This is a genomic window from Candidatus Chromulinivorax destructor (assembly GCF_003366055.1).
Classification (GTDB): domain Bacteria; phylum Babelota; class Babeliae; order Babelales; family Chromulinivoraceae; genus Chromulinivorax; species Chromulinivorax destructor.
Genome location: NZ_CP025544.1, coordinates 386,597 through 399,827, shown reverse-complemented (window position 1 = coordinate 399,827; position 13,231 = coordinate 386,597). Strand labels below are relative to the sequence as shown.

Below are 13,231 nucleotides of genomic sequence, written 5' to 3'. Positions count from 1 at the left end.
CTGACTACAAAAAAAAATAGTGCAGAGTATACTTAATATTCATCATCATATTTTTATGACAAATTTTTATAGTGGAAATTTTATATGCAACATGAATATATTTTAGTAAAAAAATCAGGACCGTTACAAGGACAAGTAACAGTCTCTGGCGCAAAAAATGCAGCATTACCAATTTTAGCATCGTTAGTTTTAACTTCAGGAGTTTCAGTTTTAAAAAATGTTCCACATCTGACTGATATTGAGTCTATGGTTGGTTTGTTAGAATCATTAGGTGCAGTTATTACCAAAGATTATGCGGCTGGAATTTTAGTAGTTGATACGACGAACATTCATCGTTGGAAGATATCTGAAGAGATGATGCAAAAAACCAGGGCATCGATTGTTATTCTTGGGCCTTTAATGGCACGATTTCAAAAAGCTGATGTAGCTTTTCCGGGTGGCGATATGATTGGAGCTCGTCCAATTGATTATCACTTAAAGAATTTTAAAAAAATGGGAGCAGAAATTACTGAGCAAGGCAATGTAATTTGCCTGCATGCGCAAAAATTAACTGCTCAGCGATTTGTACTTGATTATCCAAGTGTTGGAGCAACTCAAAATATTTTAATGGCAGCAGTTTTAATTCCTGGGACATCCTATATTGTCAACGCAGCAATTGAACCTGAAGTTATGGATTTAATTGGTATTTTAACAAAAATGGGTGCGCAGATATCGCTTGAGTATCCAGCAGCATTAAAAATTGTTGGTGTTGAAAAATTGCAACCGGTTGAATATTCAATTATGACGGATCGTTTAGAAGTTGGCTCGTTATTGATTGCAGCAGCTATTACCGGTGGAAATGTGTATTTACCAAATGCTTGTGCTGATGATATGGAACTTTTTTTAATGAAATTGGAAGAAATGGGCCATCAGATTATTCATGAAGCAGCCGGTGGAATTCGTTTGATTGCATCAAAAAATCCGCAAGCAGTTTCATTTAAAACAGCACCATATCCTGGAATTGCAACCGATTTGCAACCATTGTTAATGATTGCTCAAGCTGTATCGCAGGGCAAATGTGAAGCAATTGAGACAGTCTTTGAAAATAGATTTTTACACGTGCCATATTTGCAATTAATGGGTGCACAGATGCAGGTACTTGGCAGTCATAAAGCTGTTGTAACAGGGGTCAAAAAATTGCAAGGAGCAGTTGTCGTTGCTACTGATATTCGTGCTTCTTGTGCATTAGTCTTAGCAGGATTAGTAGCAGAAGGATCGACAATGGTGTATGGCGTTTCACATTGGCGTCGTGGCTATGAAGACCTAGATGAAAAGCTACGTTCGTTAGGTGCACATATTGAGTTTGTAAAGCATCTTTAAATAAAGGTTTTTAATATGAAGATGAAATTATTTTTATGCATGATGCTTGTAAGCTATCATGAATTGGTATTGACGTCTCAGTTCGATAATAGATTTAATGAATTAATTGAAAGTTATATTTATATAGATATTGACCAAGAAAGAATTTGTGATGAAGATAAAAAAATACATAAAAAAATAGCAGAAGCTATCGAAAATTTTGATCAACACCCAGAAAATTGGTGTGGTCTGCCACTTTTTCTTCAAGAACCTTTTGATCGCCGTCATTATGATTCAAATTTTTATAATTATCAACATACGGTAGCAATAGGAATAGCTCTTTATCATCAGGCGCATAGAAATGTTGTATTTAATAATCAATATAGATTTGGTCTTTATATGGGAAGACAAATAATCTTTACAAATAGACCTATTTAGGATGAGATAAGTTCTTGGGCTGTGTAAACCAAATTTAAAATAACGATATAAGCCTACGATATCGCTGCGCTCATCTACGGAAACATTGGTGGCCGGTGCCACTGTGCGCTTTTTTAGTTCAAAAAAGAGTGCATCAGGCCCACCGGCCTACAGATCCCCGGAGTTTTTGTAAAAAACGTAGGGCAAAATTCTATAGTAAAAATTTGGTTCACAAAACCTAGTTATTTTTTTAAAAAGTATAATTTTTTACATGAAGATGTAAGAAAATAGGCTTCTCTTATCTCATATTATTCAAATATCAGCTATTGATAATGATGCTTATAAAGTAGCATTATCAATAGCTCTTTATCATTGTATACATAGAGATATGGCATTTCATAATCAATATGAATTAGTTATGGATTGTATGACACCTCATGATGCTGGAAAGTTAATGTTGAGAAGTAGAAATGTATTAAATCAAGACGTGACACAAAAGAAATGACAAAGAGGTCTATTACTTTAGATTATAAAAAACCCAGCGAATTTTTGAACGAAAATTGCTGGGTTTTAAATTTTAGAAACTGCTAATAAGTTCAGTCAGCTCTTTAGTGATTTTTGTTTGTCGAATTTTATTATATTCAAGATTCATTTTTTTTAATAAATTCTCTGCGTTGCGTGTTGAGCTATCCATTGATAAAAATCGTGAAGATTGTTCAGATATAATCGATTCAGAAAGTATAGCTAAAACGTTTAATTTAATAAAAGATTGAAAAATACAGACGATAACATCTTCAGGTTTTTGAATCCAATGATAATCTTCGACATCGATATTTTTTTGGACATTACAGCTTGTTTGAGGTTGAACTGGTAGCAGTTGAAACTCGCAAGGCTGTTGAATGAAAAAACTTTTTGATTTATTGTATAAGCAGGTTACCGTCGCATACTCATTTTTATGTTTCATTAAAAATTCATACAAGCTATTAGCTGTTTTATCAAGATGATGTGGTGATAATTTATCATGTCGAGCAACAATAGAAATATCTTTTTTTGCTAGATAGTCGCCTGCATGTTTACCAACGGTAATAAAATCATAGTTTTCTAGATCAATCTTTTTAAGATAATTTTCGAAATGATGTAAAATAATACTATTAAAGTTACCGCATAAACCTTTTTCAGATGCAATCAAAATAATGAGGTTTTTTTGTATTGATTGATTTTGGTCTGCTTTTGAGTGCGCACTTTCTAAAGAGCATAATAATGGCGTGATTTCATCTCTGAAAAAATGTAAATTTTCTGAGAGCTTTATCATTTTTAAACGAGAAGACATTGAAATTAAGCGCATTGCATGCGTAATCTTTTTAATAACTTCAATAGCTTTGATTCTCTGCTTTAATTGTATTAATTGAGACATAGCACCTTATTCCTTACTTGTCTGTCATAGCTATTCTTGTATACTATAGTTTCAACATAAAAGCTGCTGAGTCGAATTGACTTGTTTTATTCTACTATAAGATATAACGACTTGTAAATGTAAACTATATATATTAATAACAGACTTACGTAATGAATGGATTGTGAAGCATGATTATTATTATAGATGCATACAATCTATTAAAAACTGTATTGCACACACAATTTGTTCAAGATGCTCAACGGACAAAATTTCTTCAATTATTCGAAAAATATGCACAACGAAGAAATTCTAATGAGGTGATTCTTGTCTTTGATGGTGGGCAAGATCCGTATGAAGTAGAAGAAAATTATAAATATCTTACACTGTTTTATTCTGGCTTTATGCAATCAGCAGATGATATTATTAAAAAAAAATTAACAACGTATAAAGCGTTTGATATTTTATTAGTAACATCTGATCGTGAATTACGTAATTATGCAAAGCAATATCAGATCGAGTCGCTTGGTTCGATGGAGTTTTATAGAATATTACAAGAAGTTATGAAAGTTCAAGATCAAAAAGAGTTAATAATTGCGCAAACGATTCATAAAACAACTCAAGAAGAGAATAAAAGTTTAGATACTTTAATGGAGTATGGAAGTCGATATCTTATAACCAAAGACCAAGACAAAGATGTTAAACTTTCACTTCGTTATACCGATGAACAAAACGGTTCAAAAAAAGACAAAAAACTTTTGAAAAAAATTATAAAAATTTAACTATGACTACAAAAAAACATAATCATCTGGCTGTTCATGATGAGCATGAAAAAATATTTCAAAAATCTGACATAGCAAATATTGCATCACAAATTTTACATACACATCCCGATGTGCAAGTAATTACGTTACAAGGAACTCTTGGTGCTGGTAAAACAACCTTAGCAATTGAACTTTTACGCCAATCAGGTGTGATAGGAGAAACTCAGAGTCCAACATACACGTATTTACAGGCTTATAAAAACAGTGACGGTAAAACTTTTTATCACTTTGATTTATATAGGCTGGAAGATAAAAATGCATTTTTATTTGCAGGTTTTGATGAATTTTTATATCAGCCAAATTCATTAGTCATTATAGAGTGGCCAGAGATAGCTGAATCTTTACTTGAACAAAATGTGTGTTCAATTGAACTTGGATATCATGATGAAATGACAAGAACAATAAAATGGTATTATAAATAGGGTGAAAAAATATGGCTTGCTGTAAGAAAAAAGACTTAATTGATTGTTGTACAAATGACCATTTAGTTTGTGTTTGTATGGGTGTTATGAATTCAGATGTGTGCCAGGCTATTGACCATGGAGCAGATACTTTTGATAAGCTTCAGCAAAAATTAGAGGTAGGTACAGGGTGCTCGAGTTGTGTGTCAGAAGTGAACGATATTTTAAAATGTAAAAAAAATAAAAGCTGAGGTTGCTTTTTCATCGAATTATTGCTATAAAAGTTATAGTAAATAATTTATTTTTACATATTTATTAATTTGTAGTTGATATTCATCTTAAAAAGTAATAAAATAAATTACTCTAAGTTATATTGAAATATATGATTCAAGTTGGCGAGGTTCCCGAGCGGTCAAAGGGGACGGACTGTAAATCCGTTGGCTCCGCCTTCGAAGGTTCGAATCCTTCCCTCGTCACCATTTTTATTCTGTTCGCAAAATAAAAATAATAGTATAGCTAACTACCGAATTCACAGTTATCATACTATGTTGAAATTTAATCATAAAAAATATAATATAGATAAAAATTAGAAATATGCGGGAATAGCTCAATTGGCTAGAGCGACAGCCTTCCAAGCTGTAGGTTGCGGGTTCGAGTCCCGTTTCCCGCTCCATTTGAAATTAAATAAGTTGCTGGTGTAGCTCAATTGGTAGAGCAACTGATTTGTAATCAGTAGGTTGCCGGTTCAAGTCCAGTCACCAGCTCCATTTTTTTGTAATGCAAAATTATGGTATACTTATATAAAATGTTTGAAATTAAAATTGTTACTATTCAGCAAAGTCTGTTCGCCTGCGTGTCCATCGTTGATGCAAACGAATATTGGAGCTTCAGACAAGGGCAAGGCATTTGTGAATTGGTTAATAATAAGATATATTGTAAGTCAGATGTCGATAAGATTTTGAAGAAAAATTAAAATTTGACTCAGATTTGCAATAATAATGTGTTGCTGGTGTAGCTCAATTGGTAGAGCAACTGATTTGTAATCAGTAGGTTGCCGGTTCAAGTCCAGTCACCAGCTCCATTTTTTTAAAAATCTAAGTTGTCTTTTTCTGTTTTTTCTCTAAACTCTTATAGTAAGAGGTAAAATTATACCAAATGTTTGACAAAACCGTATAATAGCTTTTTTGGGTATGCCCACGTAGCTCAGCGGTAGAGCACTTCCTTGGTAAGGAAGAGGTCACCGGTTCAAGTCCGGTCGCGGGCTCCATCTAAAATATGGCCCGTGGGTTAATCGCTAAATTTGATTAAAAAGTGAGTGTAGGTCAGTAGCTCCAACGGTAGAGCAGCAGACTCCAAATCTGCGTGTTGGGGGTTCGAATCCCTCCTGGCCTGCCATTTTTACGGTTTTACTAACAATAGATCTATTAAGGCTCTAGAATATGAAGAATGTTGGAACGTTTTTTAAAGAAGTTAAAGTTGAATTGTCAAAAATTGTTTGGCCATCCAGAGAAGAATTTATAGGTGCAACAGTCGTTGCGCTAATTGTTATTTTGGCGTTTACTTTGTTTTTAAGTGTTATTAATTATCTTTTCCATATTGGAGCTCTCAAGGTATTAAGCGCACTTGTTTTTAATATTCGTTAAGGTTGATTCTGGGGACTATTAGTTAGGGATGTTATTAATGAAACAGTGGTATGTACTTCAAATCTATGCTGGATATGAAGAGCAGGTAAAAGCTGAATTAGAGCGTCGGATTAAAGATGATGATCAAGGCGGCCGTCTTGGTGAAGTCCTTGTTCCAACTGCAAAAATGAAGCAAATGTTCGGTGCTGTCGAAGAAAAAGACCAACAGCTCTTTCCTGGCTATGTTTTAATTGAATTGGAGATGGCTCCTGAGCTTGTGAGGTTTGTCTTAAATACACCCCGTGTTTTACGTTTTCTTGGTGGAAAAAATCCAATAGCTTTATCTAATAAAGAAGTGGATAGAGTCCTTGAGAAAATTAAAGGCGGTGTTGTTCTAACAAATGACAAAGATGATTTTGTAGTTGATAGTGAAATAACAGTGGAAGATGGACCGTTTACAGGCTTTGTAGGCATTATAGAGAAAGTGGATGCAGATACTAAAAAGCTTATTGTTAAGGTAAGTATTTTTGGTCGGATGACTCCTGTAGAATTGAGATTTGATCAGGTTAAAAAATAAATTTAGTAGGTAGTGCGTATGTCAAAAAAAGAAATAAAAGCTCTTGTGAAAATGGTTCTGCCTGCGGGTGGAGCAACTCCTGCGCCTCCAGTTGGTTCCGCTCTCGGTCCTCATGGCGTAAATATGATGGAGTTCTGCAAGCAGTTTAATGCTCAATCAGCGGCACGTAAGGGTGAGTCTGTTCCTGTTGTTATTACAATTTACAAAGATAAAAGTTTTACTTTTGTTTTGAAAACTTCACCAACATCTGAACTTATTCGCAAAAAGATTAACTTGAAGAAGGGATCTGCTCGTCCTCATGATACCAAAGTTGGTAAGATTACTTGGACAGAGATCGAAGAGATTGCACAGATCAAAATGCCTGATTTAAATACTCGTGATTTAGATCAAGCTAAAAAATCTGTAGCAGGAACTGCGAGAAGTATGGGGGTTGATGTTGTTGATGCTTAGTAAGGAGTGCCTTAAATGGTAAAACATGGTAAAAAACATCGCAATGCTTTGCAATTAGTATCTAACTTAGATTTATTATCTCACAAAGATGCAATTGCTAAAGTTAAAAGTTTGTCATTCGCTAAGTTTGATGAATCTATTGATATCGATGTAAATTTGGGAATAGATGCTACAAAAGGTGACCAAGTGGTTCGTGGCGGTGTTGTACTGCCTCATGGCACAGGCAAAAAAGTTAGAATTGTTGTATTCGCTAAAGGTGATGCTGCAACTCAAGCTGAAAAAGCTGGTGCTGATTTTGTAGGTGCTGAAGATTTAATTGAAAAAATTTCTCAAGGTTGGGTAGATTTTGATTTTGCTGTTGCAACGCCAGACATGGTTGCACCAATTGGTGTTTTAGCAAGAATTCTTGGTCCTAAGGGTTTATTGCCAAACAAAAAATTGGGAACAGTTACTCAAAACGTCGGTGCTATTGTTGCGGATTTGAAAAAAGGTAAAGCTTTCTTCAAAAATGATAAACAAGGTCTAGTTCATTTCTCGATAGGAAAAGTATCGTTTGATGTTAGCCAATTACAAGAAAATTTTGTTACTTTTATGAAAACATTAGCGGCTTCTAAGCCTGCTGCTTCAAAAGGCAAGTTCATAAGAAAAGTAACAATGTCTTCATCTATGGGTGTTGGAATTGGTGTTAATTTAGAACAAGTTTCATAAGTAGCTAGCAAAGGTCGCTGAGATGAAAAAACATCAAAAACAAGCAACAATAGAAAATTTAGAATCGAAGTTTTCATCAAGTAAAGCAGCTTTTTTGGTAAATTACCAAGGAATGACTGTTTCTCAAATGAAAAATCTTCGTTTTGCACTTGATGACAAAGGTGGCTCACTTAAAGTAGCTAAAAATCGTTTGGCAAGATTAGCTGTTAAAAGCTTAAGTGATTGCCAAGGTTTAGATACACTTCTAGTAGGTCAGCTTGCATACGTATTCGCTGATAGCGATATGACAAGTGTTGCAAAAGTATTACATGATTTTGCAAAGAACAATGATAAGCTAAAAATTGTAGCAGGTTGCTCAGAAGCAAAAGTTTATGATGCAAAATCTGTTAGATCGATAGCATTATTGCCTTCTCGCGAAATATTACTATCACAATTATGTGGTGTATTAAGCGCGCCGGTAATAGTATTTGCAATGGCTATTAAAGCTGTAGCAGAAAAAAAAGCCGAGTAGTTGAGTTAGTTAATTAAGAATATACGTTATTATTGTTTTCGGGGATGCGCACATGGCACATAAATTTAATGATATTATTGCAGCTGTACAAGCAATGACTGTTTTAGAACTTTCTGAACTTGTAAAAGCGATTGAAGAAGCGTTTGGTGTTTCAGCTATGTCTATGGCTGCTGCTCCTGCAGCTGCTACAGAAGTAGAAGCGCCTAAAGAAGAAAAATCAGATTTCAAAGTTGTTCTAAAAAGCATGGGTGCTGACAAAATTAAAGTAATTAAAGCTTTACGTTCTGTTGTTACTCTTGGTTTAGCTGAAGCTAAAACAATGGTAGAAAGTGCTCCTGTTACTGTAGTTGAATCTGCATCTAAAGATGATGCTGCTAAGATGAAAGCTGCTTTAGAAGAAGCTGGCGCTACAGTTGAACTTGTATAATTAATTTTATACAAGTTTTTTGGGCAATAAATTAGTTGTTTGATTGGGGTTGTGAACAGTAATTGTTGAGTTTTTTTTATAAGGAGCAGCATGGTATCTCGCTCGACTGTTGATAGTATAATTTTACGAAAGTCGTTTGGAAAAGTTAAAAATGTTGTTCCAGTGCCTAATCTAATTGAGGTGCAGTCAAAGTCATTTAATGATTTTGTGCAACTTGATTATTTGCCATCAGAGCGAGTAGTCATGGGATTAGAGAAGGCACTAAGGGATGTTTTTCCTATAGAACATAGTGATAAACTTTCTTTGGAATTCGTAAGTTATGAACTTGGTAATTGGGCTTGCACATGTGGGTTATTAACAGGTATTACAAATCGTTATACTTGGGAGTGTTCTCGCTGTGATAAACGAGATTGTTCTCGTTTAGAAGATGGACAAAAATGTACAGGGTGTTCAAAGAAAAGCGCTCGTTACATTATGTGTCCGTCATGTCATTCTCGCGTAGGCATCAAAGTTCCTTTGTCTGTTCAAGAATGTCGAGATGGAGAAGAAACGTACGCCTTTCCTTTAAAGGTTAAGATACAGTTAATTACATGGGATGTTGATGATAATGGTGTACGTAATGTACATGATATCAAAGAGCAAAATGTTTATTTTGCTGATGTGCCTATAATGGTTGATTTGTATGAACAAGATGGCCAATATTTTGTTGGTGATCAAGGTACCTTTATTATTAATGGTGTTGATCGGGTAGTTGTAAGTCAATTACACCGTTCTCCAGGTGCTGTTTTTTCTAAAAGTAAGAAAAACAAAGATTTACGAGGCAAGCCTTATTATTTAGCTCGAATTATTCCTATGAGAGGATCATGGATTGATTTTGAGTTCGATACAAATGACTGTCTTTATGTAAGAATTGATAAGAAAAAGAAAGTACTTGTTTCAACCTTCTTGCAAGCGATGGGTACACCTCGCGAACAAATTCTTCCATTATTCTATTCATCTAATTCAGTTTGGGTTGATAATGGTTCTTTGTATAAAAAAGTAGATGAAAATTTAATTGGTCAACGTCTTGAACAAAGTATGTTGCCAGAAGAGTTTGCGTCGAAATTTGCAGGACGTCGTGTAACAAGTGCTTTGCTTTCAGAATTACAAACGTTAAGAATTAACCGTTTGAATATTCAAGATTCTGTTTTATTTAATAAAGCATTGCGTTCTGATTTTATTGATCAAGACACTGGTGAATTATTAATAGAGCAGGGTGTTACTCTTACAGAAAGTCATTGTGCTATTATTAAAAAACAACACAATGCTGTTGTAGATCTTATCGATTTACAAGGTTATATTTTCCAGCCAACAATGGCATTAACATTAATGCATGATCGTTGTGTTACGCAAGATGAAGCATTACATGATTTACATGCAAAAATATGGCCTGGGGATAGTGCTTCTTTAGCTGAAGTTAAAGAAAGACTTGAACGTCAATTTTTCTCAAATCGTTATTACGACTTAACTCGCGTTGGACGAATTCGTTTAAACAGCAAACTAGGTCTGAACATCGACGAAGCTCAAACTGCGTTAACCTATGAAGATATCTTAGGTACTATTCGTTATATTATTGCTTTAAGAGAGCGTGGTATTGGCGAACTTGATGATATCGATCACCTTGGTAATAGACGTGTTCGTTTAGTTGGCGAATTATTGAGTAATCAAATCTATACAGGCTTAGCTCGTATGGAACGTATTGCTAAAGAACGATTCAGAATGCAAGAAGTTCAAAGCGCATTAATGCCCCAAGACTTTTTAAACGTAAAGCCTTTGAGCGCAATATTGAGAGAATTCTTTGGTTCTGGTCAATTATCGCAATTCATGGATCAAACAAATCCTTTAGCAGAATTAGCTCATAAACGACGTTTGTCAGCTCTTGGGCCAGGCGGTGTTATGAAAGATCGAGCTACATATGAAGTTCGTGACGTTCATACCTCTCACTATGGTAGAATTTGTCCTATTGAAACACCAGAGGGACAGACTATTGGTCTGATTTCATCTCTTGCAACGTATGCAATGGTGAACGATTTAGGATTTATTGAATCTGCATATAAACCTGTTGTAAATGGGAAAATTGTTGATGAAATTATTTTCTTAAATGCATTTGAAGAAGGTTCTCGATTTATTGCACAAGCAGATGCAGTAGACGCAACAGGGACACAATTAAAAGATAATAGAGTGTTAGCTCGTCATGAAGGTAACTTTATTGACGTTGATAGCAAAGACATTGATTGTATAGATTTATCTCCGCAACAACTTGTTTCTGTAGCTGCATCTTTAATTCCTTTCTTAGAACACGATGACGCAAGTAGAGCATTGATGGGTGCAAACATGCAACGTCAAGCTGTACCTTTAATTCGATGCCAAACTCCAATTGTTGGAACTGGTATGGAAGCTGAAGTTTCTAAAGCATCAGGTGCTGTGATTACAGCAGAACATAATGGTGTTGTTGAATATGTTTCAGCAGATAAAATTATTGTTCGTGCTCAAGAAGATGGATTTAAGACGCTTGAAGATTGGGTTGATAAAGGTGTTAAAGTCTATACTTTGAAAAAATTTAATCGTTCAAGTTATAGTACATGGATACATCAACGTCCAACTGTTAAAGTTGGCGACATTGTTGCTAAAGGTGACATTCTAACTGATGGTTCAGCTATACAACATGGCGAATTAGCTCTTGGAACAAACTTAGTTGTAGCATTTATGCCATGGAACGGATATAACTTTGAGGATGCTATTGCAGTAAGTAGACGTTTAGTTTCTGACGACGTTTTGACTTCTGTAAGTATTGATGAATACGTTTCAGATGCACGTGATACAAAGCTTGGGCCAGAAGAAATTACACGAGATATTCCAAACGTTGGTGAGAAAGCTCTTTCAAGTTTAGATGATTACGGAATCGTTAAAATTGGAACACGTGTTATTCCTGGAGATATTTTAGTTGGAAAAGTTACCTTAAAAGGTGACGTACAATTTTCACCTGAAGAAAAACTACTACGTGCTATTTTTGGAGAAAAATCTCGAGAAGTAAAAGATACTTCATTACGAGTTTCTCCAGGTGTAGAAGGTACTGTGGTTGACGTTAAAGTATTCTCTCGTAGCGGTGTTCGTAAAGATCAACGTTATAAAGAAGAAGTTGCAAAAAAAGTTGAAAAACTAGAAGCAGATTTAGAAAAACAAATCAAGTTCTTACGTGGCATGGTTGAAACTAAAGTTATTGAAATTTTAGACAACGCTGCAGCTGGAACAACTGTTAAAAAATCTTTAGTAGTTGACAACCTTTTTGACAAATCTAAATTACAAGAGTTATCTCTTGAAGATTTATTTGCTTTAAAACCAAAAGATAAAGATAAAATACAGGCTATAGCTGAACTTGATGAAGCGTTTAATACTAAATTACGTATTTTAGATAGCATTAAAGAAGAAAAAATAGCTGTCCTTAAAAAGGGTGACGATTTATCTTCAGGTGTTATTAAAGTTGTAAAAGTGTATATTGCTTCAAAAAGAACTATTTCAGTCGGTGATAAAATTGCTGGTCGACATGGTAACAAAGGTGTTATTTCAAATATCGTGCCAATAGAAGATATGCCATTTTTAGACAATGGAACTGCTGTTGATATTATATTAAACCCACTTGGTGTACCATCTCGTATGAACGTAGGTCAAATTCTTGAAACAATTCTTGGGTTTGCGGGTAAACAACTTGGTGAAAATTTACAAAAAGTTATTGAAGAACAAAGTTACAGTTATGTAAAAGACTTCTTAGTAAAACATTTTGGAAAAGAAGTTATCAATGCATTTGAAGAAGGTCATGGAACTGATGGTCTTTTAAAATTAGCTCGACGTACAGTGAAAGAAGGAATTCATTTTTCTATTCCTATTTTCCAAGGTGCTAACTTTGAAACTGAAATTCAGCCATTGTTAAAAGATGCTGGATTGTCAGAATCAGGTTCATTAAGAATTAGAGATGGTAGAACTGGTGAATATTTTGACCAACCGGTAACTGTAGGTGTGATTTATATTTTGAAATTGAACCACATGGTTGATGATAAACTTCATGCTCGTTCAGTTGGACCTTATTCACTTATTACACAACAGCCATTAGGCGGTAAAGCACAGTTTGGTGGACAGCGATTTGGTGAGATGGAAGTATGGGCTCTTGAAGCGTACGGAGCGAGTTATACATTACAAGAGATGCTAACATACAAATCAGATGACGTAACTGGTAGACATAAAGTCTATGAAACAATTGTTCGTGGGGATGAGATACCTGATCCAGGACTACCAGAGTCATTTAACGTGTTAGTAAAAGAGCTTCAAAGTTTAGGGTTGCAAGTTGACTTGTTCAAGACTGGTAAGGAGGAACTAAGTGAGTAATCAAATATTACAGAGATTTAGAGAGTACATTCAACCGACGCAGTTTAATGCTGTTCGTGTTCGTTTGTCATCTCCAGAAAAGATTAAATCTCTTTCTTACGGTGAAGTTAAAAAATAGAGACGATTAACTATCGTACATTAAAA

14 protein-coding genes and 6 tRNA genes are annotated in these 13,231 nt (G+C 34.7%); 19 read left to right on the top strand and 1 reads right to left on the bottom strand.

Features of this window, described 5'->3' with window-relative positions:
• Positions 1 to 84 precede the first annotated feature (84 nt).
• Positions 85 to 1,359: a UDP-N-acetylglucosamine 1-carboxyvinyltransferase gene (murA, locus tag C0J27_RS02025; protein ID WP_115585529.1), complete on the top strand. Its 1,275-nt coding sequence runs from the start codon at positions 85 to 87 to the stop codon at positions 1,357 to 1,359.
• 15 nt (positions 1,360 to 1,374) lie between these two features.
• Entirely contained in the window at positions 1,375 to 1,776 is a 402-nt protein-coding gene (locus C0J27_RS02020) for a hypothetical protein (RefSeq protein WP_115585528.1), read from the top strand.
• Between the two features lie 556 nt (positions 1,777 to 2,332).
• Here the strand turns inward: C0J27_RS02020 and C0J27_RS02015 are convergent.
• Positions 2,333 to 3,169, bottom strand: coding sequence for a F0F1 ATP synthase subunit gamma (locus C0J27_RS02015; RefSeq protein WP_115585527.1), 837 nt, complete (start codon positions 3,167 to 3,169; stop codon positions 2,333 to 2,335).
• 170 nt (positions 3,170 to 3,339) lie between these two features.
• Here C0J27_RS02015 and C0J27_RS02010 point away from each other — a divergent pair, with 170 nt between their 5' ends.
• The 17 genes from C0J27_RS02010 to C0J27_RS05760 all read left to right on the top strand — a co-directional run bounded on the left by C0J27_RS02010 (position 3,340) and on the right by C0J27_RS05760 (position 13,205).
• The gene (locus C0J27_RS02010; RefSeq protein ID WP_115585526.1) at positions 3,340 to 3,930 is read left to right on the top strand and encodes an NYN domain-containing protein; all 591 of its coding nucleotides are present in this window, start codon (positions 3,340 to 3,342) and stop codon (positions 3,928 to 3,930) included.
• 2 nt (positions 3,931 to 3,932) lie between these two features.
• Positions 3,933 to 4,394, top strand: a complete 462-nt coding sequence (gene tsaE / locus C0J27_RS02005) for a tRNA (adenosine(37)-N6)-threonylcarbamoyltransferase complex ATPase subunit type 1 TsaE (protein ID WP_115585525.1) — start codon at positions 3,933 to 3,935, stop codon at positions 4,392 to 4,394.
• Positions 4,395 to 4,405: 11 nt separating this feature from the next.
• A complete protein-coding gene (locus C0J27_RS02000; RefSeq protein ID WP_115585524.1) occupies positions 4,406 to 4,624 on the top strand; it encodes a (2Fe-2S)-binding protein in 219 nt (72 codons plus the stop codon).
• Between the two features lie 143 nt (positions 4,625 to 4,767).
• Positions 4,768 to 4,852 (top strand) — tRNA-Tyr (locus C0J27_RS01995).
• A gap of 117 nt (positions 4,853 to 4,969) precedes the next feature.
• A tRNA-Gly gene (locus tag C0J27_RS01990) sits at positions 4,970 to 5,046 on the top strand.
• An 18-nt stretch (positions 5,047 to 5,064) separates the two neighbouring features.
• Positions 5,065 to 5,140, top strand: a tRNA-Thr gene (locus tag C0J27_RS01985).
• A 238-nt stretch (positions 5,141 to 5,378) separates the two neighbouring features.
• Positions 5,379 to 5,454, top strand: a tRNA-Thr gene (locus tag C0J27_RS01975).
• 111 nt (positions 5,455 to 5,565) lie between these two features.
• A tRNA-Thr gene (locus tag C0J27_RS01970) sits at positions 5,566 to 5,640 on the top strand.
• Positions 5,641 to 5,692: 52 nt separating this feature from the next.
• Positions 5,693 to 5,768: transfer RNA gene (locus tag C0J27_RS01965), tRNA-Trp, on the top strand.
• A 44-nt stretch (positions 5,769 to 5,812) separates the two neighbouring features.
• Positions 5,813 to 6,016 (top strand): preprotein translocase subunit SecE, encoded by a 204-nt coding sequence (gene secE / locus C0J27_RS01960; protein ID WP_115585522.1) that lies wholly within the window; start codon positions 5,813 to 5,815, stop codon positions 6,014 to 6,016.
• Between the two features lie 37 nt (positions 6,017 to 6,053).
• Entirely contained in the window at positions 6,054 to 6,572 is a 519-nt protein-coding gene (gene nusG / locus C0J27_RS01955) for a transcription termination/antitermination protein NusG (RefSeq protein ID WP_162801729.1), read from the top strand.
• Between the two features lie 18 nt (positions 6,573 to 6,590).
• Positions 6,591 to 7,022, top strand: coding sequence for a 50S ribosomal protein L11 (gene rplK / locus C0J27_RS01950; protein WP_115585520.1), 432 nt, complete (start codon positions 6,591 to 6,593; stop codon positions 7,020 to 7,022).
• Between the two features lie 15 nt (positions 7,023 to 7,037).
• The gene (gene rplA / locus C0J27_RS01945; protein ID WP_115585519.1) at positions 7,038 to 7,730 is read left to right on the top strand and encodes a 50S ribosomal protein L1; all 693 of its coding nucleotides are present in this window, start codon (positions 7,038 to 7,040) and stop codon (positions 7,728 to 7,730) included.
• A gap of 22 nt (positions 7,731 to 7,752) precedes the next feature.
• Positions 7,753 to 8,241 carry a 50S ribosomal protein L10 gene (gene rplJ / locus C0J27_RS01940; protein ID WP_115585518.1) on the top strand — a complete coding sequence of 163 codons (489 nt, stop codon included), beginning with the start codon at positions 7,753 to 7,755 and terminating at the stop codon, positions 8,239 to 8,241.
• A gap of 52 nt (positions 8,242 to 8,293) precedes the next feature.
• Positions 8,294 to 8,668 carry a 50S ribosomal protein L7/L12 gene (gene rplL / locus C0J27_RS01935; RefSeq protein ID WP_115585517.1) on the top strand — a complete coding sequence of 125 codons (375 nt, stop codon included), beginning with the start codon at positions 8,294 to 8,296 and terminating at the stop codon, positions 8,666 to 8,668.
• 90 nt (positions 8,669 to 8,758) lie between these two features.
• Positions 8,759 to 13,087 carry a DNA-directed RNA polymerase subunit beta gene (rpoB, locus tag C0J27_RS01930; RefSeq protein WP_115585516.1) on the top strand — a complete coding sequence of 1,443 codons (4,329 nt, stop codon included), beginning with the start codon at positions 8,759 to 8,761 and terminating at the stop codon, positions 13,085 to 13,087.
• A complete protein-coding gene (locus tag C0J27_RS05760) occupies positions 13,080 to 13,205 on the top strand; it encodes a hypothetical protein (protein ID WP_286206273.1) in 126 nt (41 codons plus the stop codon). Before rpoB ends, C0J27_RS05760 begins: the two co-directional genes overlap by 8 nt.
• Positions 13,206 to 13,231 lie beyond the last annotated feature (26 nt).

Excerpts from the sequence above, each read along its gene's own strand:
- C0J27_RS02020 (WP_115585528.1), top strand. The coding sequence starts at position 1,375 with ATGAAGATGAAATTATTTTTATGCATGATGCTTGTAAGCTATCATGAA.
- nusG (WP_162801729.1), top strand. The coding sequence starts at position 6,054 with ATGAAACAGTGGTATGTACTTCAAATCTATGCTGGATATGAAGAGCAG.
- secE (WP_115585522.1), top strand. The coding sequence starts at position 5,813 with ATGAAGAATGTTGGAACGTTTTTTAAAGAAGTTAAAGTTGAATTGTCA.
- tsaE (WP_115585525.1), top strand. The coding sequence starts at position 3,933 with ATGACTACAAAAAAACATAATCATCTGGCTGTTCATGATGAGCATGAA.
- rplJ (WP_115585518.1), top strand. The coding sequence starts at position 7,753 with ATGAAAAAACATCAAAAACAAGCAACAATAGAAAATTTAGAATCGAAG.
- murA (WP_115585529.1), top strand. The coding sequence starts at position 85 with ATGCAACATGAATATATTTTAGTAAAAAAATCAGGACCGTTACAAGGA.
- rpoB (WP_115585516.1), top strand. The coding sequence starts at position 8,759 with ATGGTATCTCGCTCGACTGTTGATAGTATAATTTTACGAAAGTCGTTT.
- rplK (WP_115585520.1), top strand. The coding sequence starts at position 6,591 with ATGTCAAAAAAAGAAATAAAAGCTCTTGTGAAAATGGTTCTGCCTGCG.
- C0J27_RS02000 (WP_115585524.1), top strand. The coding sequence starts at position 4,406 with ATGGCTTGCTGTAAGAAAAAAGACTTAATTGATTGTTGTACAAATGAC.
- rplL (WP_115585517.1), top strand. The coding sequence starts at position 8,294 with ATGGCACATAAATTTAATGATATTATTGCAGCTGTACAAGCAATGACT.
- C0J27_RS02010 (WP_115585526.1), top strand. The coding sequence starts at position 3,340 with ATGATTATTATTATAGATGCATACAATCTATTAAAAACTGTATTGCAC.
- rplA (WP_115585519.1), top strand. The coding sequence starts at position 7,038 with ATGGTAAAACATGGTAAAAAACATCGCAATGCTTTGCAATTAGTATCT.
- C0J27_RS02015 (WP_115585527.1), bottom strand. The coding sequence starts at position 3,169 with ATGTCTCAATTAATACAATTAAAGCAGAGAATCAAAGCTATTGAAGTT.